We start from the raw sequence: 23,962 nt of genomic DNA on the forward strand, positions 1-23,962 counted from the left end.
TAACATCCAGTTTGTAAATTTAAAACTTTAAAACACCAACCATACAAGAAAATTTTTCAAAAAAAGAGCACCCCGAAGGATACTCTTTTATTCTTTATAGTTATGGTCTTATTGGGCAGTTACCTTTATTATTACTTTTCGTGTGGAGCAACTCCCCCTTCACCATCACCGCATTGAAGTTTATATACTACGTAAAGAGCTTCTCAACTTTTAAATCTTCAACCCACGATTATCTAACAAATCCATATGCTTCGTTAACAGGTCGAGTGCCTTTATTTTGTCAGCAAGTTTAATAGATATCCCATCACGTCCTTGCTTTGTTTCGGATTCCTTGTTAACTCTCTTTCCATAACACCATCTCGAATATATCATTGTGTCAGAGTAAAATAAAAAAGCACCCCTAAGGATGCTTCAGTTTTAGAAAGATTCGTTTTCTAGCCAAACACCATTTTCATCTGCTGGATCATAAGACGAAACTATTTGTAATTTTGCATTCATAATCGCTATTTTTTCAGAAGGAAAATTTGATAAAGATGCAATATATGATTCTGCTTGCTTACTGCCTTGATAGTAATGGCTGTTTACAAATTGAAAATGTCCATGAGCATCTTTAGTGATTCTTATTTTAATCTTCTGATCACCAATTTTAACGATAAATTGTCTAACAACTTCTTCGACACTCTCAAATGCTTCATCTTCTAAATAATCTATATCTAACATGATATTCGCCTCCCATACCAATTATAATTTGTAAAAGACTAAAAGTCTGTGATGTAAATCACAATGTTAATAAAAGAAACATTACATACGTGAATTTACTTAAACCTCACTTTGCTTCATGTTCAATAACATTGTTTCAATAAATTCCTTAAATAGAAATTAAACACATCAACGATTCTTCATAAAAAAATACATGTAGCATAAAATAGTTATGACAAAACATTGATTACTGGAGGCTAACAGTTTGAAGGGAAATAATAAAAGCATAGGGCAAGATAATGGAAACCAATTATCACTTCAGGCCGCTGAGCTAGCCGTCGTTGCTGAAGTAATATCTACACTCGGTGACACAATATCCACTATTTCAGCAATACTTGCATTAGAGGCAGAACGACAAGAAATAAATAATGATAAAAAGGATAGAGAAGATAATAAAAATATGCAAAAACAGATTGATTATTTAACTTCTGAATTAGAAAAACTAAAGTATCAAGTTAATAAACAGAAACCTTATAGGTAGTAGTTTGACTAACTCCTCTGTGTAAAATTGAAATAGTCATTCTTTTCATTTTTATTCCATGGGCTTTTGCTCAACAATAGTATCTAAATTCTAGTATAAGTGAATTATAGCGGAACTTTTCCCCCGCATTCTTGTATGTTTTCGTTAACTTTCAGTTATTCTGCAACGCTTGTAGTTCACCCATACTAGTTTGAAATTTCTCAACCTCATCTTCTTCATTTGCTTTCTTTCACTTGCAAACAGACAGAATCGATTTCATTCTCAATTTATTTCTTCGACTTCAAAGGTCCGTTACATATAGTACATAGCTCCATAGCAAACCTCCAATGCATCCTTCTTATAAATCCTAAAACGTACAGGCACCTAGTAACTCAAAAAACATATACTGTGCTGAAAGGATTGATAATTATGCCTTGGCATTATAAAATTAGGTACTTAATAGGCCAACCAGTTGGAATCTCATTCACAAATGGTCAAGGGACTTCAGGTGTTTTGTGTGGTGTATCAGGCGGAAAACTTCTTGTTACTGAATACCTATATCAAGCACAATTCGCACTCAAACAATACGACCTCCACATGATCCAAGATATCAATGGATTTCCTTCATGTCATAACCAACAGTTATATTAATAAAGCATCCATTTAGGATGTTTTTTTGTTTATAATTAAACATAGTAGGGTATTGACGATAATCACCAAATAAACGAACATTCAATAAGTATTAGTTTGAAACTCTCTTTTACCACAGTAAAAAAGCACCCCGGAGGATGCCGAGTTTTACTGTGTAATTAGAGTTTTATCATACAGTTACCTTTATTATTACATTTCGGCAGAGTTAGGTAACTTAACTAAGTTGCTCTCTATATTCCAATCCAAGTCTTTTCTTTACTTCCTCATTTACTTGATTTCGTAAAGCTACTTTAGAGTAACGTAATTCCTTGTCATTTCCTCGAGTCTTAATAGTATAAGCGACGAAATATTCGTCAATTTCCTTTGTACCTTCCAATACCTTCATGCCATGCATACCCAATGTTCGGCTCACATCTCTTAGATCTCTCGTTAAATTTTTCAACTCTTGATCAATCCACGCTTTAAAAGCAAAATTTGTTTTTAACGAATCCATATGTTTTTTATCCCGCTCTAAAGTACGTAGTGTAAGTTCTAATATGATTGCATTATGAATATGAATTTGTGGGTCTTGATGAATCATACAACAATATTCTCTTTTCGAAATACTGAACTAGTAGCAAGAACATTTTCTATTATGAAAGTTCTTTTTGCATGTTTCACAAAGCAATAATCTTGGAAAATTCCATCGGTCATTTTAATGATTTTCACACGCCTTTTAGTTATCTTTCCACCTTTCGACATATAAATTGAATCAATAATTTGATTGCGCTGCATGGCTTTGATTAGCTGCTCTTTCACTATGTTCACTCCTTTTTTATCAGTATACAGAACATTTGTTCTTATTTCAAATAAAAAAATAACCAGTTAGCTTTTAATTGCTAACTGGCCAAACTATGTATTACTTTTCTACTGCAAATTATCCGCTCTATCTTTGCTAATTCCACTTTTGTATTGTTTCTTCTATCAGGTCACCTGCTTCTAAAAGAATTGAAAGGTGATTTTCATTTTTGATTATCTGACGGATTGGTAACAAGCTGTATTCACTTTTGGCAACTCTGTAAGATCTCTGAAAAAGAAAATGAATACTGTGCCAAATTAAATTGCTCCTAATTCTTATCAAGATTATTCTCGTCATCCTACCTGTTCGTTAACACATAAATATAAAAATTATATTATTCAAAAAGCTACAATATAATAATCAATTATAACATTTACTTTTGCATATGATTTTCAATTTAATTATCCTTCATTATCGTTCTCTTGGCTTTTTTAATAATTCTACTCGTCTCCCTAGTATCTGAACCTTTCTCCCACTTTTCGCACAGGTTTATTACCCATTCTGGTTGGGTTTTACTAGCATCATTTAACCAGTTTCCAACAGAATCTTGAACATACTTAGACGAATCTGATTTGAGTAAATTAAGAATCGGTAGGGCTTGTTGAGGTTCTTGTTTTAGTGTTTCAATGTGCTTAGTCCATACACCACGTGGACGAATAGATTCTACTGAGAACCTGCGAATATTCTCATCATCACTTTTTGCCCATTCTTCTAACAAATTCACACTCATCTCTATATTTTCTGAAAGGTTTTCTCGAATAGACATCCAGGCAATTTCCCGAACACCAAAATGCGGATCTGCTGCGAATGGCTCAATATACTTCAATTTCCCTTCTAATGAGTCATTGGAATTTTTATTCATAAATGCTGCCCAACATCTTACACTATCTGACATATGAATGGAGCATTTCATTATGATTTCTTCCCTTTTTATTTCAACTTGCCCTGCCATCACTTTATCTAACAAAGCTCCTGTCATACGTATTGCTTTCATGCCAGAATGGGCTTCTTGCAGCTCTAATTCAGCTATGACAAATTCTACTTTATCCTCTAAACCAATCTCTGGCAAGATACTCTTTACTAATGAACTATGATTAATAGAAAGCCATTCCGTTAAATTTACACTCTCTATTTCACCTTGATTAAGTAATTCTAGAACTTCATTGGGGATTTCACTAGCTTTTCTAGCCCCTTTTCTGTTTAATATATCTTCACTTACAGTCATTAAACACCCTCCTTATAATCAAAACACGACCGAATTATACCTTAAATATATAAATTAGGTAATTTTCTATTCATTAATACTATTGTAAACTAAACTATTCAAAAAAATCTTATCAACACACTTCATAATTTGGAAATATTTAAATAAATAGAATATTGTAGTAAAATGATATAGATTATTATTAATTTTTTAAAATAATACATATTAAATGTAACAGGTGAAGTATTAAGCTAACACGATGAAACATTCACTTAAATAAAACGAGAATTAGTGAAAGGTGGAAAATGATGATATATCATAAAGATAATAGTGTTCTTATTCGCTCCATGATAAAAAGTGATGTAGGAAATTTTGTAACTGCGTTTGCTGAGCAAAATTGGGAGAAAGCATCTGAGTTATTTCATAACTATTTCAATCAGCAGGAGAAGAATGAAAGGGCTGTAATAATTGCTGAAGTAAACAATGCAGTTGCTGGATACGTTACATTACTTCCGAATACTGAAGTTGGTCCTTTTTCATCTAAAAACATACCGGAAATCGTCGACCTAAATGTACTTATTAAATTTCAGAATAAAGGTATAGGCAATAAAATGATGGATGTAGCAGAGAGACTTGCCAAGGAGAAAAGTAACTTTGTTTCACTAGCAGTTGGATTACATTATGGATATGGTTCAGCTCAACGAATGTATGTAAAACGAGGGTATATTCCTGATGGTTCCGGCGTTTGGTATAAGGGGGAACAATTAGAACAATATGCAAAATGTGAAAATGATGATGATTTAGTACTATATTTCCTCAAAGATTTTAAAACGAAATATTAATGACTAGATTTAATACATGATTATTTCACTGAGAAATCATGAAAAGGACCTTTATAATACCATCTGATCATTTCTATTACTACTAAATAACTGCACCATCAAGAAATGTAGAACAAGGCACTAATTCAATAAACGTTTTCTCTTTTTGTTTAACTTTAAAAGCTTCTGCATAAGCTCTTGCCTAAGATGGTTTTTCAGCCAATATAGCAATTTCCCCCATTTGACTCATCACATCTTTTTTAATATTTTTTAGCGATTTACAAAAACATAAAACTCAACTAATCTAATTAGTTGAGTTTATTATGAAATACATATTTATTATTTTACTTTAAACGATTTAAAATATCACTTTCTAAAATTCTTGTATCAGTAGCGCCTTTTAAATATTTTAAATCACCTCTAGCAAGCCAATCTATTTCTCAAGATTCATTAAAATTTGAGGAATTTGTTGCATATCTTATTGGACCAATTTTGAATAAGAAAGCGCCAATTATTATTCAGCTTTTTTCACCATAAAGCAAACGAGCATACATGGTTCACTGCTATTATTAACGCACCAGTGCTCTTCGCCAGCGGGGATTAGTGTTGCATCTCCAGCCTTTTCCACACTGTATTCACCATTACAATATGTTTCTATTTCTCCACTGAAAATATAAGAATACTCATCTTCATTATGACAGCTCATGCCTACAGTAGGAATTCGTTCGCCAGGTGTTAGAGAAATAACACTCATGCTCACTTCTTGAAAATTCCCCTGTTTTGTAAAAAGTTTCTTCATTTCATAAATTGGCATGCCAATGGGCTCGACTTGATTAATATTAATTTTTCTCATTTCATTTTACCACCTATTCTTTTTGGAGTTTTGGATCCAGGAAGTCTCGTAGACCATCCCCTACGAAGTTAGCACCTATAGAAATTGAGAAAATTGCTAGCCCTGGGAAGGTAGATACCCACCAATTTTGAATAACCTTTGCCCCATCTGATACCATTGAACCCCACTCAGGTGTAGGGGGCTGTGTTCCTAGTCCAAGGAAGCTTAATCCAGAAAACATCAAGATTGCATTCCCCAGGTCAAGTGTTGCCATAACCAATAATGGACCAAAGCTATTCGGTAAAATTTCTAAAAATAGAACTCGAATATGTGAAGCACCCATCACGCGAGAAGCAGTAACATACTCACTTTCTTTTAAGGAGATAACCATTGAACGCATTAATCTTGCATAATTTGGCCACCATATAATGGCCATTGCAATTACTGAGTTTATGATACTTGGACCAAGTGCTGCTGCGATTACCATCGCTAAAATTAGTGGTGGAAATGCCATAATAAGCTCTGAGAAACGCATCATTACTTCGTCCACTTTCCCGCCTTTATATCCTGCTATTCCCCCAAAGAAAATACCAAAAGAAAAGGCAATTATCACGGTAATAATACCTGCTGATAAAGAAATTCTAGAGCCATACATAACACGTGAGAATACATCACGCCCCAACTCATCGGTACCAAAGAAATGTGAAAAGCTTGGTGGCTGATATCGAATGGACAAATCTTGTGCAGTTGTACTATGTGTAGCGAGTAATGGTACAAAAATGACAACGAAAATCCAAAATGCACAAATGAATAATCCCAGTTTAAAAAGAAATCCTTTTTGAGAGATAAAAGAGCTAAATTTTCTCATTATTTATACCTCACCCTCGGATCAATAATCCCATAAAGGATATCAATTAGTAGATTAATAACAACATAAATAAAAGCAATTAATAATGAGACGCCGCATATAGCTGGGAAATCGAGTGAAACGGCAGATAGGTAGGCATATTGTCCAATTCCTGGCCAAGCAAAAATATTCTCAACTAGCACCATTCCACCTAGTAAATTACAAAATCCTATTCCAGCTACTGTAATGACCGGTATCATTGCATTGGAAATCGCATGTTGAACGATAATCGCAGATTCCTTCAAACCCTTAGAACGAGCTGTACGTATATAATCCATTGACAACACTTCAAGTAAATTAGATCTTGTTTGACGAGCAATTAATCCCATAGTAAAGAATCCTAACACCGTTCCTGGTAGAATCAAGTGCATAGCCACATCACCGAATAATTGAAAATTCCCACTAATAAGTGAATCTAATAGAAGTAATCCTGTTCCCCCTTCAGGAGTTGTTGCTCGTGCATCAATTCGTCCAGGTCCAGGCGTAATGCCTAAAACTGAAGAAAAAATATTGAGCATGATTAAAGCAAACCAAAAGCTTGGTATAGATACCCCACTAATAGAAACAGTACGAATGATATGATCAATAGCCTTATTTCTGAAAATGGCAGAGATTGTTCCAAATAGAATACCTAATACTAAGGCAATCACCATCGCTACTATCGATAATTCCAATGTTGCTGGGAAGAACTGCATTAAATCATCAAACACAGGTCTACCTGTTCGTATTGATGTACCCAAATCACCAGTCAATAAGTGTTGGAAGTACAGAAGTAATTGACTAAAAAGCGACTGATCTAGTCCCCACTTCTCTTTAAAAGCAGCAACAATTTCAGGATTATTCAATGCACTTTGGCTCAAATTCGCAGCAACCGGATCACTTGGCACTAAATGCGAAAGAATAAAAACGAAAAGTGCCACACCAAATAATAAGAAAAGCAGAAACAATAGACGCCTAGCAATAAATCTAAGCAATTTGAATCACACTCCCAACTAAAATACAGCTTCCTAGTAAATTTCAATAAATAGCTACAGTAGATAGTTACCTACCTACGAATAGCTGCTTGATCGTAAAAAATTATTTTGAAAGCTTTAATTCATTTAATCGTAATTTATAAAGGTCGTTATAAGTAACACCTTCAAGTTTGGTACCTATAGCAAATGATTTAGGGTGCTGTACTAAGAATGCATATGGACTATTCTCAGCAATTATTTTCTGCATTTTCCCAGAAATTTCTGCACGTTTTGTATCATCAATTTCCACTTTCGCTTGTTCAGATAAACTTACTAATTCAGCATTAGCTGAGGGTTCCCAGTTCGCACGTTTTCCTACAATATCGCCTGGAATAAATGCTAATTGGTTGCTTAGATCATAGTAGTCAGGTGACCAGTGCATAACTAGGAATGGCGTTTTCCCGTTTCTATAGTCTTCGATAACAACCCCAACATCTCCAGTTTGAATTTCCACATTAATATTAATTTTCGCAAGATCTTCTTTTACTTTTTCAGCAATTGTTACCCATGAAAGTCCTTCTGAATCGTAATTAGCAGCTGTTAGTGGTACTGTAAAGCCATTTTCATACCCTGCCTGTTTCATCAAATCCTTTGCCTTTTTTAAGTTTTGATAATTATCTGCTCTAGATTTTGCACCAACAAAACCATCTTGAACAAATGACATTGGTAATAGTGCGCCATCGCCTGCTAATTGCTGGAAGCCTTCATAGTCAAGTGCGTAACGAACAGCTTGCTGAACAAGTGGATCCGCCATTTCTTTTCCTATTTCAGTACTATTATTCATTAGTAAGAATGAAATTGTTGAAGTTGGTGAAGATACAACCTTCGAATTTCCACCCTCTTTGATATTTTTCACTTGGTCAGGTCCAACGCTTAACGCTACGTCAATTTCACCTTTTTCAAGTGCTTGAATTTGTGTATTTGGATCCGGAATTTCTTTGATGATAATCTTACTCGCATTCACAGTACCCTTATAATACGGATTCTTTTCAAGAACCATCTCTGTATTTGGAGTCCACTTCTTCAATACATATGGACCGCTGCCTGCTGATGTCCCATCAAGGTGAGTAGTAGCTGTATCAGTTGTACTTGCATCTTCTGCATCTGATCCACCTTGTTCCTTCACAACTTTGCTATCTACAATTGCAAAGGCATTACTTGTAAGTTTTGAAATAAATGATGCATCCTTTTCCTTAAGATTGACGACAACAGTCTTGTCATCTGGCGCTTCCACTTTGGCAACTCCTTCTGCAAGGGCAGAAGCATTATCTTTTAAATTTATTGTACGATTAAAACTAAATACAACATCCTCTGCAGTTACAGCATTACCACTTGAAAATTTACGACCCTCGTCTAGCTTAAATGTATACGCAAGTCCAGATTCGTCTACCGTATATTCTTTTGCAAGGGCTGGCTTTGGTGTAAGTTCTGACCCTTCCAACGTGTATAAATTCTCATATGTTGCATAGAAATAGAGATTCCCAAACACTTCATAAGCACGAGCTGGATCCAAGGTTTTCCAGTCGGAAGCAACCCCGATAACGATTGTATCCGTGTTAGATGTGCCTCCAGACTCATTTGTTTTTTCTTCATCATTACTACAGGCGAAAAGTGATAGAACCAATACCAATAAAATAGACAGTAAAGAAATTTTTTTCATCATCTACGTTCTCCTTTTATAAAAAATTTTATAGTATTACGTTGTATGCAAATGACATGCTGCAAAGTGCTTACTACCTGTTTGAATAAAGTCAGGCTCCTGTGTTTTGCAAATATCCATTGCTACAGGGCATCTTGTATGGAACCGACATCCGGCAGGCGGATTAGATGGACTTGGAACATCTCCTGTAAGAATAATCTTCTCTCGATGTTCATCGCTAACATCTGGAACAGAGGAGAGGAGCGACTTTGTGTACGGATGTTGCGTTTTTTCATATAGTTCATCACGAGTAGTCAATTCAACAATTTTACCTAAATACATAACTGCTACTCGATCACTAATATGGTGTACCACGCTTAGATCATGGGAGATAAATAGATAAGTAAGGTTCAATTGTTTCTGTAGGTCCTCTAGTAAGTTAATTACCTGTGCTTGAATTGACACATCTAAAGCTGAGACAGGTTCGTCACACACTATAAGATCTGGATTTAGTGCCAATGCTCTAGCAATTCCAACTCTTTGTTTCTGACCTCCTGACATTTCATGAGGAAATCTATCGAGGAAGCGACTTGCTAGACCAACCACATCCATTAGTTCTTTAATTTTTGCTTCACCATTTTGTATTTTATGAATTTTGAATGGTTCTAGTAAAATTTGCTTAATGGTTCTACGTGGATTTAAGCAAGCAGATGGATCTTGAAAAATCAGTTGTGCCTTTTTGGCAAAATTTTTCCGTTTTGATTTTGAGAAATTTGTAATATCCTCGCCATTAAATAAAATTTCAGATCCCTGATCAGGTGTATATAGACCAAGTAACGTCCTACCTAATGTACTTTTACCACATCCACTTTCACCGACAAGACTAAATGTTTCACCCTTTTTTATCGTAAAAGAAACATCATCTACTGCTCTAAGTAAGCCTTTTTTTCCATCTGGACTTTTAATATGAAAGGTCTTTTTTAAGTGTGAAACTTCTAAAATGTTTTCTGTGCCAATGTGGTTTGATATCGCAGCTATACTATTCGATTTATTTTGTTGCATTTACATCATCACCCTTTTTAGATCCGTCATAAATAAAGCATTTTACTTCACGACCATCTTCTAGTTGAAATAATGGTGGAGCTTTCAATTTGCATTTCTCTGTTGCATATTTACAACGAGGATGAAAACTGCAACCACTTGGCATATTCAACGCATCAGGGACAGTGCCTTCAATCGCTTCAAGTCTTTCCACTTTACTAGAGATTTTAGGTATAGCATTAAGCAATCCTCTTGTATATGGATGAAGAGGATCAGTAAATACTAACTCAGTTGGACTTTTTTCAACAATTTGGCCAGTGTACATGACTACTACTTTCTCACACATTTCTTTCACGACACCCAAATCATGGGTGATCATAATAATACTCATATCTCTTTTTTTCTTCAGACTGTTCATTAAATCTAGAATTTGCGCTTGAATAGTAACATCTAATGCAGTAGTAGGCTCATCGGCAATTAATAGTTTGGTATTACAAGCTAAAGCGATAGCTATCATAATTCTTTGTCGCATACCACCAGACATTTGATGTGGATATTCATGAAATCGCTGCTCAGGAGAAGGGATTCCTACCATTCTTAGTAATTCAATTGCATGATTTTTTGCCTCTTGTTTACTTACATCTTTTTGGTGAATCAAGATTGGTTCCATAATTTGCTTGCCACAAGTATGTAAAGGATTAAGTGAGGTCATTGGCTCTTGGAATATCATTGATATAGAATTTCCTCTAATCTTCCGCATTTCATTAGGTGAGAGTTTTAACAAATCTAAGCCATCAAAATCAATATTTCCAGTGATTTCAGTGTTAGCATTTTGTAAAAGTCCCATTATAGTAAGGGAGGTAACACTTTTGCCGCTACCACTTTCACCAACGATTCCTAATGAACTACCTTGCGCTAGTTCAAAGTTTAGTTTATCTACTGCTTTGACAACACCCTGGCGTGACTTGAATTTAATCGTCAAATCCTCCACTCTTAGTAATGTCATCAGTTTCACCTCTTTCAAAAGTATTGTTAAAAATGATTGCTAAAGAATAGATATACTACAGATATAAATAAACTTATAATTCGGAAAATTCAACATACTAATCTATAGCACAAAATTTGGCTTGGGGAACACCAAATTAACTATTGCTCGCAATCTTCCTTTAATTTTCGCCAAGTTTCTTGGATTGTCGAAAAATCAAATAATTTCTATAAGTGTTTTAATAAATCTTTAATAAATGGTTCCGTTCTGAAATTCTAACACCCATAGAGGAAATCAAATCTTAAAATCATTGGGTAGATCTTCCTTTTATTTGTTTACGGAAACCTTAAGTCTCTATGTGTTTAATTTATGAAATTTATTTGTTTAGTTAAAAATAACTGGAGTGATTACGGAAAGTAATATAGTTTCCTGATTCGTAGGATTTTCCCATATATGAGGAAGACTTGAAGGGAAATGTATTGCTTCTCCTTCACGCAGATAATATTCCGTCTGGTCAACAGTGAATAATACAGCCCCTTTTAGAACGTAATAAAACTCTTCACCCGGATGTTTAAATGGTTCATTTTCTTTTTGGTGAGGTTTTATTGTTACGAGAAATGGCTCTATTTTTCTATCTGTAAAATTATTGCTTAACCTAACATAAGTAGAATCAGAACTTTCTATTTTAAAAGGTTTTTGATCTTGCTTTTTTACTGCGTAATTTAGATTTTCTGTCTCTTCGAAGAAATGAATCATCTTCACTCCAAATGCGTCAGCAATTTTTTTTAATGATGTGATAGCTAGTGATGATGTTCCTCTCTCAATTTGGGATAAGAAACTAACAGACAAATCTGTCTTTTCACTCAATTCCTTTAAAGTCATACCTTGTTCAAATCTTAATTGCTTTATTTTTTGAAAAATTTCTTCCATAACTTAATTCCTTTCTCTTAACAGAGGAATAATTACTGTATAACTGTAATTTATTATGATTTCACCTAAAATATTCTCAATATTCACAATATAATATTATTTAAAGATTCCTTTGCTATATAGTGTCACTCTTCTATTAAATTGGTTAATGTCAAATTTAAAACGCATCCTAGGATGCGTTTCAGATTGTCAACTTATTGCCTAATACTAGTATCCTACAGGAGGTGCTGCTCGTATTAATTGCATTGTTCGAATGGGTCTTACACTATAAATTTGTTGAACAAAATTGATAGGTGATGTATAAATAGTAGCAATGCTATAATAGATTCGATGATTTTAGTCTAAGATATCCAATATAATTCCCCAAATTTAAAACCCCGTATTTCCATAGTAAAACGCATACAAAGGAGAACCTCTGTATGCGTTCTTTCATTTTACTTTTCTTTTTGCATACGATCGTATGCTTCTTGAGAAACCTCAAGATAAGTTTGTAATCCCATCTTATCAAGTGATTTCTTGTATTCATCCCATTTACCGAAATCTTGTTTACCCGTAATAAAACCGGCTGTCATTTCGTCTACATATGTTTGAACATCCGTAGTAATTGTACTAATCTTATCGTTTTCTTCCAATGTATAATTTAGCCCTGGAAGAATATCTTCATCTTTTATACGATATGGTCTCGCTTTCTCAGCATTAACTGCAGAGGCTTCTTTCCCTTCAGCACCTTGGAAATATTGCTTTCTTACGATTCCTGGATAATATCCACCTGGCCAGGTCAAGTATTCACTTACGGCCTGGTCTAAATTTTTTCCATCAGGATTGTTTGTAATACTATCTAAATACTTAACTGTCCCATCACCATTTTCTTCATATGTCACACCTTCGAAGCCCATAAAGAACATCTTATTGCCTTCTTCTCCATAAAAGTAATCCATCCAACGAACCATAGCTTCTGGATTTTTTGCTTTATCTGTTAAGACAAACATACCTAAGTTGCCAAGACCATTTGTCATTGCATTGTATGCACGCTCTCCTTTTGGCCCTTCAAGCACTGGCACACCAACATAACCATCTAGTTGAAGCAATGTTGCTGGGTCAATCTCACTTAGCATCCCATAGATCCCTTTAGACGATTCTGTAGAAAATTGCAAGGATTCAGTCGTGAATACATCTTTGTTAATTAAGCCTTCTGTATAAAGTTTGTTCAAGAATGTAAGTAATTCCTTGTACTCATCAGTAGCCGGTACAAATCGGAATTCTTTAGTACCCTCTTTAAAGTCGAGGTTTTTATTCATAGTCCCTTGTTTATTCAAACCATACGTTCCTCGTAAATAGTCAATGAATGGGGCAATACCGTCTCCTCCACCCCATCCTTGCTCATCTGCTTTTCCATTGCCATTCGGATCTTTTTCTTTAAATGCTTTTAATACTTTGTATAATTCATCAGGCGTTTCAGGTTCCTTTAACCCTACTTTGTCCAACCATTCTTGCATGATCCAAGGTGTCCCAATGTGTAAGGCTTCGAAATTCGGATCGTAAATCGCAGGGAAACCATAAATATTACCATCTGCCATAGTAATTCCTTTTCTCATCGACGGATATTCATCTAGTATTTTTTTAAAATTTGGCGCGTACTTATCGATATAGTCATTTAACGGTAAAAATACACCTTGTCGACCATATTTAATTAAATCCGTTTTTGGAAAAGCCGAAGCAAAATAAAATTCAGGATAATCCCCAGCTGCAAGCTTTAAGTTTCGCTTTTCAGACAATACCTCAGTAGAAACTGTTTCCCAGTTTACTTCAACGTTCGTCATTTTTTCATACTCTTCCCAAAGCATAAGTTTGCTCCAATCTTGTGAAGAAAAGCGCTTTGCAGCAAATCCATCAACCTCTATCTTTTCTTTCACAATTGGCATGCCCGTTTTATTTAAGTTACTTACATTATCACTTTTACCATCTGCTCCCTCATTACTTGAACAAGCTCCTAAAATACTAGTCGTTAGTAATAAACTTGTTACGATACCTGCAAAATACCCCTTCTTCAATACAATCTCCCCCTCATTTAGCTCTTTTATTTGTTCCCCTTTGAATTTTCCATTCGTAACACCTTAGAAAAGGTAACATTGTAAAACCAGGTGCAACGAATGGGTTTGCAAGTTCACCAAAACAGTAGTGCATTTTCTAGCACTTCTTCATTCTTGAGAAAAAATTTTCAAAAATTGCTATCATGATATCTGTTTGAACTTAAATATGTATGTGTCTAAGAAGTAAAAATGTTAGTATAATCTCTTTCACTAAAAAGAGAAAAATAACACTTAGCAAAATCAACATAAAGTATGTTTTGCTGTATCACCCGCAACATTGCAAACGTTTTCATTTAATGGATTATTGCACTCCTCACAACACTCATTTTCCACGTACCACTAACGGGTTGTAGGTACAAGTAAGAACAGCAAACACCCTAACCCTTAATAGTAATCTGAATATTATGACTACAGATAATATATAGTTAAATAAACCAAGTGTCAACATAATTTCCCAAATAACTAAATTAACATTTTATGCACCAGCAAAAGAATAACACTTCAGCTGGTATACCCTACAACCATATTACAAATAGCATTACAGCGTTAAATTATGTGTAACCTATACCTTTTGGTTCTTTCATAAATTACCTCAGAGAATGCAAAGAATCATATAGCGAGACATAATCGTAATTTTCATGTAGCAGTTTTAAATACTTATTATTAAAGATAATAAAGAAAGGGGCTTTATTGGATGTGGATCAGAAAACTATAGAAGTTAAAAACATATCCTACCTTTATTCTCCCTCAGCATTAAAATTGAATGGGTTGACACTACAACTTTTGGTGTTACTATTAAATTGAATATTCTAACTAATGAACTTTTGTCTTTTTGAAACTAAACAAACTGCGCATTTTAAATCAGTCTAACACTCCTGTCATTTATCATCCCTTCTTCAACCAGATTACTGATTCAACAGACTGCATTGTGAAAACGAAACTAGAAGATTTTGAAAGGATTTTTATTGAGTGGCTTTCTAAGTCTAAATCTATTTTTGAGTATTAATTTCTAGTAATTAATACTCAAGAGAGCTATATTCATTGATTAGTGATGAAGTCATTCATAGGAGCAAGATTGACAATTGATTATCAAGGAGGATACACACTATGAGTAGTAATAAACCTATATTTTCATTTTTTGTAATTAGTGATATTCAGCTTACTGAGCTTGATGTTGTGTCACAACAGAAACTTGCTTCTGCTTTACAGGATATTCATGAAGTAGATCCCCAATTGGAGGCATTAATTATTAATGGGGATCTAATAAATAATGGCGAAAGTAAGAGCTATGAAATATTCAAAAAAATAATGGATGAAAATCCTCATCCAGAAAAGACATATTATACAATTGGTAATCACGAATTCTTCAAAAATGATGGAAATAATCCTTCTATTCAACGTTTTTTGGATTTCAGTAACCTTCAAAACGTATATGGCGATGTAATGATAAACGAATATCCTTTTCTTTTTTTAGGAACGGAAAGTTGGGGACCTGTCGGTAGCCCGACAAAAGATTCAGCTGTTTTAAGCGAACAACAGTTATGCTGGTTAGAAGACAAGGTCAACGCTTTAAAACAGGATAACAAACCTGTTTTCGTATTCCTTCATCAACCGCTACCCTTTTCAACATACGAAACGGATATAGAATATTATCAAAATGGTGTTATCCAAGATAAAGAAGTAAGAAATCACTTATCAGAATTGAAACACGCTTTTCTTTTTGCGGGACATTCACATTGGGATCTTCGCAACCCGAATATGTTAGTAGAGCAAGGTACAACTTTCGTTAGTACAGGAGCAATTTACAATACTTGGGGACCTGATGGAGAAGGCGGAGACACAGTAGTAAACTCAGATGGAAGTCAAGGACTGTATGTGCAAGTATTCGACGATAGCATTCGAATAACGGGACGTGACTTTGCGAATAAGCAATGGATTCAAGAATTTGACCATAAAATATTGTTATAAGTTAACTCTTCCATCAATGGTGAGCAATCTCCAAGATGGATAGTTGGTCCAAACGGGTTTTCACATTCCAACCCCCACTTCTATGTGGAGGTTGGAATGTGAGGATCACTGCCCGTAAACTGTTTTAATAAGAAAGAAGGTTATTACATCAAATGATTGAAAATGTACCTTCGAAGAAGCCTGTTATTGTTATCGCACTCGTAATGGCTGTTTGTTTATTGGGCAACGAAATGCTTTTCATTGTCCTTCCATTGTATTGGAAATTCTTTGGGTTAACAGCATTATGGCAGGTTGGCCTACTTTTATCTGTTAATCGTTTCATCAGGATTGTCATTAATTCATTAATTGCCTGGTTCTATCGTAAAGTAAACACCCGAATGGGGATATTGTTAGCAGTCATATTAGCTGTAATCTCTACTTTTTCTTATGGATATTTAAAAGGCATATGGTTTCTTCTCATAGCGAGGTGTTTATGGGGATTCTCATGGTCTTTGTTTCGTTTAGGCGGATATTTAACCATCATTACATATAGTACCGAGAATACAAGAGGTGAATATGTAGGACTATTTAATGGTCTTTGGGGGTTAGGTACGCTAATTGGGATGCTGTTTGGAGGAATACTAGCTGAGCAAATTGGCATTCAGTCAGTTACAACAGTGTTCTCAATTATAGGCGCTTGTAGCATTCCTTTTGTTTTGAAATATATTCCAAAAACAAAAGATGAAGAGGAACCGATGAATCAGGAGAAGAAAAAGCAACAAAGTATATGGAAAAATGAACGTATCGTATTATCGTTGGCTACAGGAATAATTATTTACTTTGTCATATTTGGTGTATTTAATTCTACTTTAAGTAATTTAATCGGTATGCAAATTAAGGAAAATCTATTAGTCCTCGGGTTATCTTTAGGCGCAGCATCACTTGCAGGAATATTCCAAGCAATAAGAACTGGATGGGAACCTTTTTTAGCTCCGTTATTGGGAAAATGGTCAGATCAAAAATGGGAAAGAAGAAAAGTCTTAGTCTTTGCCTTATTGATGGCAACTGTTTGTTTTTTCATTTTACCTTTGAAATTTTCTACTATACTATTTATCTTTTTTATTTTTGTGTTCCAATTAGCTATAACACTTTTAGTTACAATGAGTGATTCAATCGCGACTGATGTGGCGACTGGAAAGTCACAAATGACTGTCCTCTCTCTTTACACATTATCTTCAGATATAGGAGCGGCATTTGGTGCATTAATAGCCTTTATCATGATGGATTTTCTAGGTATTAGTTGGCTTTATTGGATTACTGGCTCACTACTACTAATACTTGCTTTCAAATGGATGCGTACTAATAAAAAAGTGAACATCCGCGAAGATTTACTGGATGGATAGATTAATCAGAGTCAAATTTTAAGTGACCTATTCTCCCCTGTTTTATACAGACCAACAGAGGAGAATTTGTTTCAATTTTTTATGTACTCATTACCTTTATATGCAATTTAAATACAGTAATCATCTCAAATTGCTAACTTTTGAAAAGCCATCAAAACAATTTCGTAAAGTAACTTGCTTATTTATACTTCTCTTCTCATCGCTCCATGTCTAGATTTATCGACTTTATTTCCGCCTCCAAGATCCGTTGCATTTCATAAATACAATTAGATCCATCCCTCAATACATCCTTACCTACTTCTTGAAAGAAATATTATAAATTTTGTTTATCCACCATTCTTTAAGGTAATAATTAACTAACTATAGCCTTAATTAAAGGAGTGGGATTTTGAAGATTTTATTAGTCTTGTCTACCATAGTTTTACCTATTATTATGGTTTTTCTTCGGAATAAAAATAAGATGATCGTAATGCTTTTTAATATAATTGCAGTTGTTTCAACCATTATTTTTGGAAGTATCGCATCAACATCCATTTACCAAATCATCGTTGACAATGCTGTTTTTATGACTGCAATCCACAAGGTTTTTCTCAACCCTCTGTTCTTGATCAGTGGGGGGTACCTTGGCATATACATCATATATAGATTAATGATTCTTACATTGGATGAAAGATAAAATCTTCATCCTTTATCGTAACCTGATATGGCTTATGCTACATTTCTTATCTTAATCTAACTTCTTTCTATTCAAAACCCCGGCTTCATTACTCAACAAGGCTGTTCTCCCCTTTTCTACACTTCCTATATTATCCGTATATCACATTTACCACCTATTGGATTTGTAATATGGATGCATATTTTTTAAAAAACTACAGCAAGAAAAGACCGAAATTCTAAGATTTATATCTGCTAAGCTAGATAAGCTCACGATTTAGATAAAGAAACTTGTCTTCTTTGCGCTATTATACACACTTGGACTCGTAACATTCCCCTGTTACCTTACATAAAATATCCAACGAGGTGAATGGATATTGAATTATAATTCGTTACAACAACAATTACCGAACAAGTTAATAACTGATATTGCTAAAGCCATTGATGGGGAATTCACAGCTATTCGGTGTTATGAAGTATTGTCAAAACAGTCACCAAATAAAGAAATTCGAGACAGAATTTTGGAAATTAGAAGTGATGAAATGAGACATTTTCAAATTTTCTCACAAATATATTTTTCACTAACAGGGACACAGTACACTCCTAAAATGAATGTGAATTGTCCTACTAATTATCGAAGTGGCATTCTTCACGCCTTTAAAGATGAACAAGAAACTGTAGACTTTTATCATGAGGTTGCAAGAGAAGCTAATAATACATTTATACAGCAACAATTTATGCAAGCATCATTTGATGAACAAAATCACGCTGTTTGGTTTTTGTATTTTATGAACAATAGCTAATTGAAAAAGAGAGGCAATATTATTTGCCTCTCTTTTCTATTCATAAACAAAAAAACTGCCAAAAACTCGCAGCTCTTCATACTACTATTTGTTTTAACCATTATATTTTAAATTGTTTAGATGCTCTAGGCGATTTGAAAATACGATATGCCTTTGATTATCTTTAATGGTCCATTCGTGTAAGCTCGTGTCTCCACAATGAAAAATTACATTTGTATCAAATGGTAGCTTTAAAAATGATTGATATAGTTTGTTTATCATTCCCCCATGACTAACAATCGCAATGGTTGCATCATCAGGATTTTCAGAAATGATTTTAGATAGTATCTTTTCTGCTCTATATCTAAAATCTAAAATGGACTCTTGTTCATAAACAGCATCATGAAGTGCTAGATCTATAACTAAAGGATACCTTTCTTCCGCTTCTTCTCTTGACAACCCCGCTATTAGCCCATTATTCCATTCCATTAAATCTTCATCAAACTCGATTTCAATTTGCTGTTTATTGCCCAATAATAAGGCTGTTTGAGTCGCTCTTTTCAGAGTACTACTATAAATTTTATCTAATTTATAATGATTGTTTACCCATTCTGATAAAAGTATCACTTGTTGTTGTCCAACTTCTGTCAGTTCAAAATCTGCTCTTCCTTCATGTACGTTTAGAATATCTGCTTCTGATTCTCCATGTCGAATAATCAATAGTCTCATATTTATTCCTCCAATATAGTTGTTTAAAATATTAAATCGGATATAAAAGTTAGCTGTAATTCCCTTTTATCTTACACTTATTCATATATGAAAATACATACAATTATGGAGAAATCAATTATATGTATCCGATTAAGAAACAATTGTTTTTTTATATTACCAAAGGTTGAAGTTACCATTATTATTAATTTAAAGGATTTTAGAAATATTTGTTGAATAAGAACATGTTATTCATTAAAGCTTGATAAGGATTTGCATTAGCCTTATGGGAATATTTAGAATGTTAGAAGAAATTTAAATAAAGAATAAGGGGTGTAATAAGATGTTTCCTAAATTAGAGACAGAGAGATTACTATTAAAAGAAATAACAACGGATGATGCAGAAGATATTTTTGCTTATTTTTCTGATGACAATGTTACACGTTATTACGGACAAGATACTCTAAAAGATATAAAACAAGCAGAAAAATTCATCGACCTTTTTTCAAAAAACTATGCAGAAAAAAGAGGTATACGATGGGGTATTCAAAAAAAAGGATTCAAGGGCATAATTGGAACAATTGGCTTTCATGCTTGGTCGCCTAATCATAAACGAGCAGAAATAGGTTATGAAATTCACCCCGACCATTGGAGAAACGGGTATGCATTAGAAGCCTTATCTAAAATCCTTTCTTACGGTTTTGATGATATGAGTTTAACTCGTATAGGGGCTATTGTATTTGTTGATAATGTGGCCTCAAGTAAGTTACTTACTAAAGTTGGGTTTCAAAAAGAAGGCGTTCTTCGCGACTATATGTACCAAAATAATAAAGCTCATGATACATTCATTTACTCAATACTTAAAAACCAAAAATAAATAGTGTTATTTAAGTATTGACGATTTCATTAAATTATTGGGTCTCTAAATGCCATAAAAAAATAGAGTTGATTCTCCTCATGGTAGAGTCAGCTCTATTTTTTACTTCTTATAATGATTTATTTTTCGAAAGAAGTTGCAATTTCTAAAGCTTTCATAGGATCTTTTACTTGATCAATAGTATACACGACTTTTTCTTTTTGCCAAGTAATTCTGTTACCTGAGCGCTCTACGTCGAGGTGAACGAGTCCATTTGGTTTCGGGATTGGGAGTGTGTTAGTTTCTAAGAATTTTGTTGCTTCTTTCGCTAATTTTACCCCCTGCTCCCCTTTCGTTGTTAGCGAGCGAGTATTAAGTGCCCATCTTCCTTCATTCCAACTTGTAAATACTGAACCAGCTCCAGCATCCTGATACCCTGTAATGCCGTAACCCAGATCCACTTCTTGTCCTCCGAGCTTGCTATAATCTTCAAATGCAATTTGTTCACTCGATTTTGTCAAATTAGCGTACTTTTTAACGTTTAATCGAGCAATCACAGATGCTTTTTGTTTATTTTTTAACGCCTTATTATTAATAGCTATCGGCTTATCACTTTCCATAAATACCACTTCATAATAATTAGCTGATGATTTAGTTGTTGCTGTTAAATGCTTTCCCTTAGATAAAGGTAATTTGCTTGGTAATATTTTAGATAAATCCGTTTTCAACTGTGTTTTGATTGCCTTCAATACTTCCTCTTCAGATAGAGCATTATTCGTTTTGACAACTTCATTTTCTGCAGTATCATTTTGTTCAATTTCACCATTATTGTTCTTATCCTTTACCTCTTGAACTTGAGTTTTACTTTCATTAGTCTCATCATTTGTTTTTACTTCTGCCTTATCATTAGAACAGGCAAATAGTAAATTGATAATAACAAGCAGAGATGACACTTTTCCTATTGCTTTCATTATTATCTTCCTCCCTTTAACGGATTAACTACTCTTTTATATATTTTACCCTCAACTTCAACAACATAAACTTGTCGAGTTTTTGTCGTTTCCTATAGTATGAGAGATATTTTTATTTTAGCATTATTTAATAAATTTTTGTTGTATAGCTAGAATTGGCGAGTAAATATGTCATTTCCTTATCCAAATGTTAAAGACCCGAATTACTTAAATATTAAAATAAAATGATTGATAGAATAAAGTATTGATATTTTTCATAGTAATCTATATCTCTCATTTATAGGAAGGGGCATTTTAATATGGCATTGAAACCAGAGGTAAAATTATTGCTAGAACAATTAGAACAATCAGGTACTTCACCAACTCACGAATTAAGTCCAGAAGAAGCACGAAACGGTATTGCTATAGAAGAATTAGCAGGTGAGCGTGTAGAGTTAGAGAGTGTTGTCAATAGAACTCTAGACACGAATGTTGGAGAAGTTCCTGTTCGAATATATACACCAATTAAAAGCGAAGAGGCTCTACCTGTCTTTGTTTATTACCATGGTGGGGGGTGGGTCATTGGCAACCTTGACTCAGTGGATAATCCTTGTCGCCAAATTGCTTCCGAGTCGCAATGTGTTGTCGTATCAGTTGACTACCGATTAGCTCCAGAAAATAAGTTTCCAGCAGCAATTGATGATAGCTATGCGGTAATCGAATGGTTAATAGATCATGCAAAAGAATTAAATATAGATGCTTCTAGAATTGCAGTTGGCGGTGATAGTGCTGGTGGCAATATCGCAGCTGTTGTATCATTGAAAGCGCGAGATCTTGGTGTCAACAATATTATTCAACAAGTATTGGTATATCCTGTGACAGATTATAACTTAAAAACTACTTCTTATTTGGATTACGCAGATGGATACTTCTTAACAAAAGACACAATGCAATGGTTTTGGAATCATTATTTAAACAGTGACAGCGATGGAGAAAGTCCTTACGTCTCTCCTCTAAAAGCAACTAATTTAAAGGACTTACCACCTGCATTAGTTATAACCGCTGAATATGATCCTTTAAGAGATGAAGGTGAAGCCTATGCAAAAAAATTGCAAGAAGCAAACATTCCTGTACAACTAAAACGTTACGATGGTGTCATTCATGGTTTCTTCTGGATGGCTGGTCTGCTTGAAGAAGGTGTAGATGCTATTAAACTTGTATCAAGTACGCTTAGTAAAACATTTGAAATTACAACAAAAGATAGCCTAATATAAGCATTCTAAAAAAGCAGGAGTTAAGCTGTTAGCACAGCTTAACTCCTGTTTCTTATTTCACCTGAAAATCTTCAGAGTACTTACTATTAAAAAATGCAATTATTTGCTTTTTGTGATGGTTATCATGCCAAATAAAACTACTAATATAGCTATACATTGAAAAAGGCGCACCTGAATCTGGGTCAACTTCATCTCCATTGATTTTAAATTGCACATAAAATTCAGCGTCAGATTTGCCTTTTAATTCGGCGACTAGACGCTCTCTGCCTTCTACAAATTGATCTATTAAGCTCATACCAAATATACCTGATAAAGCATAGTTAGACGCCTGATTATTCAATTCTTGAAAGTCTATACTATTAATATCAGCATTCTGTTTCATATTTGGTAGTATTTCTTCTAGTACATATTTATCCCAATATGCTAAGTGCCCAATAATTTCTGCTACAGACCATTTATCTTTTGCAATAGGTTTGAAAAAATCATTCTCAGAATGCTTTTTCAAGCTAATTACCCAATCTTGTGCTTGCTCAAATTCTGTAATTAATTCATCTTTAGATAACTTTTTCTTAATAGGTACATACAAATCGACTTTGCATTTCCCCTCAGGATCATCTAAAGGGTTATTCATACTAAATTCCAAGCTAATCTTATCAACTGCAACATAGTCACTTTGAGGTATCCAATCTCCAAAAACGGCTTGATAAGCGTTTGCTAATTTATCAGGTGTATCATAGAACTGGTATAGAGCATACAGTCCCCCTGTTATTGTTTTAAAATGTATTTCCGAGTGCTCTTCTTTTACAAAATCCTTTGGTAATGTAATACAAGCATCGTGTCTACACAATTCCGGAGCTACAAATTCAGGATTATCAATAGACAATCCTATATAGTTTTGAGTGGGTGGAAACAATCCATTCCTCGCTGCCCACTCCCCTAGTCTTCCCCAATGATCACTAGGTTCAAAATAACTTCCAAAATGCCTAATATAAGCTACCTCATAGTCTGGAAGATTTTTAATCATGATTTTCATTTTCTAATAACCTCCAAAAATTCAACTTAACATTAACTTCTATATTTAATATAAATACCCTTTTTTGTTAAGATGTTTTTTCAAATTAACGTTATATTGTCGTCAATCTATGTCTATTATAATTCTTCTTATTACTAATAAATCTCTAGTATCTTGACTTTACTAACTATGGTGATCAATAATGC

At 34.1% G+C, this 23,962-nt stretch carries 24 protein-coding genes and 1 pseudogene; 8 read left to right on the forward strand and 17 right to left on the reverse strand.

Translation table 11 applies throughout. The features are described 5' to 3' along the window. Nucleotides 1-210 precede the first annotated feature (210 nt). Complete coding sequence (locus MHH98_RS12115) at nucleotides 211-372, reverse strand: terminase small subunit (RefSeq protein ID WP_143691032.1); 162 nt, start codon at nucleotides 370-372, stop codon at nucleotides 211-213. Between the two features lie 45 nt (nucleotides 373-417). Continuing rightward, a complete protein-coding gene (locus tag MHH98_RS12120; protein ID WP_038181316.1) occupies nucleotides 418-720 on the reverse strand; it encodes a hypothetical protein in 303 nt (100 codons plus the stop codon). Between the two features lie 244 nt (nucleotides 721-964). Here MHH98_RS12120 and MHH98_RS12125 point away from each other — a divergent pair, with 244 nt between their 5' ends. Together MHH98_RS12125 and MHH98_RS12130 are read left to right on the forward strand one after the other, a co-directional pair. Beyond that, nucleotides 965-1,240 (forward strand): hypothetical protein, encoded by a 276-nt coding sequence (locus MHH98_RS12125; RefSeq protein WP_235175687.1) that lies wholly within the window; start codon nucleotides 965-967, stop codon nucleotides 1,238-1,240. Between the two features lie 408 nt (nucleotides 1,241-1,648). Continuing rightward, nucleotides 1,649-1,870 carry a hypothetical protein gene (locus MHH98_RS12130; RefSeq protein WP_038181315.1) on the forward strand — a complete coding sequence of 74 codons (222 nt, stop codon included), beginning with the start codon at nucleotides 1,649-1,651 and terminating at the stop codon, nucleotides 1,868-1,870. Between the two features lie 214 nt (nucleotides 1,871-2,084). Here the strand turns inward: MHH98_RS12130 and MHH98_RS12135 are convergent, their stop codons facing one another. The 3 genes from MHH98_RS12135 to MHH98_RS12145 all read right to left on the reverse strand — a co-directional run bounded on the left by MHH98_RS12135 (nucleotide 2,085) and on the right by MHH98_RS12145 (nucleotide 3,933). Beyond that, nucleotides 2,085-2,450 carry a hypothetical protein gene (locus MHH98_RS12135; protein WP_038181312.1) on the reverse strand — a complete coding sequence of 122 codons (366 nt, stop codon included), beginning with the start codon at nucleotides 2,448-2,450 and terminating at the stop codon, nucleotides 2,085-2,087. Then, nucleotides 2,447-2,668 carry a transcriptional regulator gene (locus tag MHH98_RS12140; RefSeq protein ID WP_340712953.1) on the reverse strand — a complete coding sequence of 74 codons (222 nt, stop codon included), beginning with the start codon at nucleotides 2,666-2,668 and terminating at the stop codon, nucleotides 2,447-2,449. Before MHH98_RS12140 ends, MHH98_RS12135 begins: the two co-directional genes overlap by 4 nt. A gap of 437 nt (nucleotides 2,669-3,105) precedes the next feature. Then, complete coding sequence (locus tag MHH98_RS12145) at nucleotides 3,106-3,933, reverse strand: DNA alkylation repair protein (RefSeq protein WP_340712955.1); 828 nt, start codon at nucleotides 3,931-3,933, stop codon at nucleotides 3,106-3,108. Between the two features lie 287 nt (nucleotides 3,934-4,220). Between MHH98_RS12145 and MHH98_RS12150 the strand changes: the two genes are divergently transcribed. Next, nucleotides 4,221-4,754 (forward strand): GNAT family N-acetyltransferase, encoded by a 534-nt coding sequence (locus MHH98_RS12150; RefSeq protein WP_340712957.1) that lies wholly within the window; start codon nucleotides 4,221-4,223, stop codon nucleotides 4,752-4,754. A 493-nt stretch (nucleotides 4,755-5,247) separates the two neighbouring features. Here the strand turns inward: MHH98_RS12150 and MHH98_RS12155 are convergent, their stop codons facing one another. The 8 genes from MHH98_RS12155 to MHH98_RS12190 all read right to left on the reverse strand — a co-directional run bounded on the left by MHH98_RS12155 (nucleotide 5,248) and on the right by MHH98_RS12190 (nucleotide 14,131). Continuing rightward, nucleotides 5,248-5,586: a cupin domain-containing protein gene (locus MHH98_RS12155; RefSeq protein WP_051448612.1), complete on the reverse strand. Its 339-nt coding sequence runs from the start codon at nucleotides 5,584-5,586 to the stop codon at nucleotides 5,248-5,250. Nucleotides 5,587-5,599: 13 nt separating this feature from the next. Next, nucleotides 5,600-6,433 carry an ABC transporter permease gene (locus MHH98_RS12160; RefSeq protein ID WP_076034915.1) on the reverse strand — a complete coding sequence of 278 codons (834 nt, stop codon included), beginning with the start codon at nucleotides 6,431-6,433 and terminating at the stop codon, nucleotides 5,600-5,602. Then, a complete protein-coding gene (locus MHH98_RS12165) occupies nucleotides 6,433-7,446 on the reverse strand; it encodes an ABC transporter permease (protein ID WP_038181284.1) in 1,014 nt (337 codons plus the stop codon). The genes MHH98_RS12160 and MHH98_RS12165 overlap by 1 nt, the downstream gene beginning before the upstream one ends. Nucleotides 7,447-7,549: 103 nt before the next feature. Continuing rightward, a complete protein-coding gene (locus tag MHH98_RS12170) occupies nucleotides 7,550-9,148 on the reverse strand; it encodes an ABC transporter substrate-binding protein (RefSeq protein ID WP_340712959.1) in 1,599 nt (532 codons plus the stop codon). Between the two features lie 33 nt (nucleotides 9,149-9,181). Beyond that, a complete protein-coding gene (locus tag MHH98_RS12175; RefSeq protein ID WP_340712960.1) occupies nucleotides 9,182-10,186 on the reverse strand; it encodes an ABC transporter ATP-binding protein in 1,005 nt (334 codons plus the stop codon). After that, the gene (locus MHH98_RS12180) at nucleotides 10,173-11,171 is read right to left on the reverse strand and encodes an ABC transporter ATP-binding protein (protein ID WP_038181280.1); all 999 of its coding nucleotides are present in this window, start codon (nucleotides 11,169-11,171) and stop codon (nucleotides 10,173-10,175) included. Before MHH98_RS12180 ends, MHH98_RS12175 begins: the two co-directional genes overlap by 14 nt. Before the next feature lie 363 nt (nucleotides 11,172-11,534). Continuing rightward, the gene (locus tag MHH98_RS12185; RefSeq protein ID WP_038181277.1) at nucleotides 11,535-12,080 is read right to left on the reverse strand and encodes a helix-turn-helix domain-containing protein; all 546 of its coding nucleotides are present in this window, start codon (nucleotides 12,078-12,080) and stop codon (nucleotides 11,535-11,537) included. 434 nt (nucleotides 12,081-12,514) lie between these two features. Continuing rightward, a complete protein-coding gene (locus MHH98_RS12190; protein ID WP_038181275.1) occupies nucleotides 12,515-14,131 on the reverse strand; it encodes an extracellular solute-binding protein in 1,617 nt (538 codons plus the stop codon). A 1,146-nt stretch (nucleotides 14,132-15,277) separates the two neighbouring features. On the opposite strand from MHH98_RS12190, the gene MHH98_RS12195 reads away from it, so the two are divergent. The 3 genes from MHH98_RS12195 to MHH98_RS12205 all read left to right on the forward strand — a co-directional run bounded on the left by MHH98_RS12195 (nucleotide 15,278) and on the right by MHH98_RS12205 (nucleotide 18,977). After that, nucleotides 15,278-16,138, forward strand: a complete 861-nt coding sequence (locus MHH98_RS12195) for a metallophosphoesterase family protein (RefSeq protein ID WP_051448610.1) — start codon at nucleotides 15,278-15,280, stop codon at nucleotides 16,136-16,138. Between the two features lie 152 nt (nucleotides 16,139-16,290). Further along, nucleotides 16,291-17,520, forward strand: a complete 1,230-nt coding sequence (locus MHH98_RS12200; RefSeq protein WP_038181272.1) for an MFS transporter — start codon at nucleotides 16,291-16,293, stop codon at nucleotides 17,518-17,520. A 1,031-nt stretch (nucleotides 17,521-18,551) separates the two neighbouring features. Continuing rightward, nucleotides 18,552-18,977 carry a ferritin-like domain-containing protein gene (locus MHH98_RS12205; protein WP_038181268.1) on the forward strand — a complete coding sequence of 142 codons (426 nt, stop codon included), beginning with the start codon at nucleotides 18,552-18,554 and terminating at the stop codon, nucleotides 18,975-18,977. 93 nt (nucleotides 18,978-19,070) lie between these two features. Here the strand turns inward: MHH98_RS12205 and MHH98_RS12210 are convergent, their stop codons facing one another. Continuing rightward, the gene (locus MHH98_RS12210; RefSeq protein WP_340712965.1) at nucleotides 19,071-19,685 is read right to left on the reverse strand and encodes a histidine phosphatase family protein; all 615 of its coding nucleotides are present in this window, start codon (nucleotides 19,683-19,685) and stop codon (nucleotides 19,071-19,073) included. 322 nt (nucleotides 19,686-20,007) lie between these two features. Here MHH98_RS12210 and MHH98_RS12215 point away from each other — a divergent pair, with 322 nt between their 5' ends. Next, nucleotides 20,008-20,541, forward strand: coding sequence for a GNAT family N-acetyltransferase (locus MHH98_RS12215; protein ID WP_038181263.1), 534 nt, complete (start codon nucleotides 20,008-20,010; stop codon nucleotides 20,539-20,541). Between the two features lie 119 nt (nucleotides 20,542-20,660). On the opposite strand, the gene MHH98_RS12220 is transcribed toward MHH98_RS12215, so the two are convergent. Continuing rightward, complete coding sequence (locus tag MHH98_RS12220; protein WP_076065086.1) at nucleotides 20,661-21,491, reverse strand: hypothetical protein; 831 nt, start codon at nucleotides 21,489-21,491, stop codon at nucleotides 20,661-20,663. Between the two features lie 299 nt (nucleotides 21,492-21,790). Here MHH98_RS12220 and MHH98_RS12225 point away from each other — a divergent pair, with 299 nt between their 5' ends. Next, nucleotides 21,791-22,744: an alpha/beta hydrolase gene (locus MHH98_RS12225; protein WP_038181254.1), complete on the forward strand. Its 954-nt coding sequence runs from the start codon at nucleotides 21,791-21,793 to the stop codon at nucleotides 22,742-22,744. A gap of 52 nt (nucleotides 22,745-22,796) precedes the next feature. On the opposite strand, the gene MHH98_RS12230 is transcribed toward MHH98_RS12225, so the two are convergent. Together MHH98_RS12230 and MHH98_RS12235 are read right to left on the reverse strand one after the other, a co-directional pair. Beyond that, nucleotides 22,797-23,330 carry a DinB family protein gene (locus MHH98_RS12230; RefSeq protein WP_244898243.1) on the reverse strand — a complete coding sequence of 178 codons (534 nt, stop codon included), beginning with the start codon at nucleotides 23,328-23,330 and terminating at the stop codon, nucleotides 22,797-22,799. Beyond that, nucleotides 23,310-23,777 (reverse strand): annotated as a pseudogene (locus MHH98_RS12235) (AraC family transcriptional regulator); the annotation flags it as partial. The pseudogene MHH98_RS12235 and the gene MHH98_RS12230, both read right to left, overlap by 21 nt. Nucleotides 23,778-23,962 lie beyond the last annotated feature (185 nt).

The organism is Viridibacillus sp. FSL H8-0110, assembly GCF_038003565.1.
Taxonomy (GTDB): Bacteria; Bacillota; Bacilli; order Bacillales_A; family Planococcaceae; genus Viridibacillus; species Viridibacillus arenosi.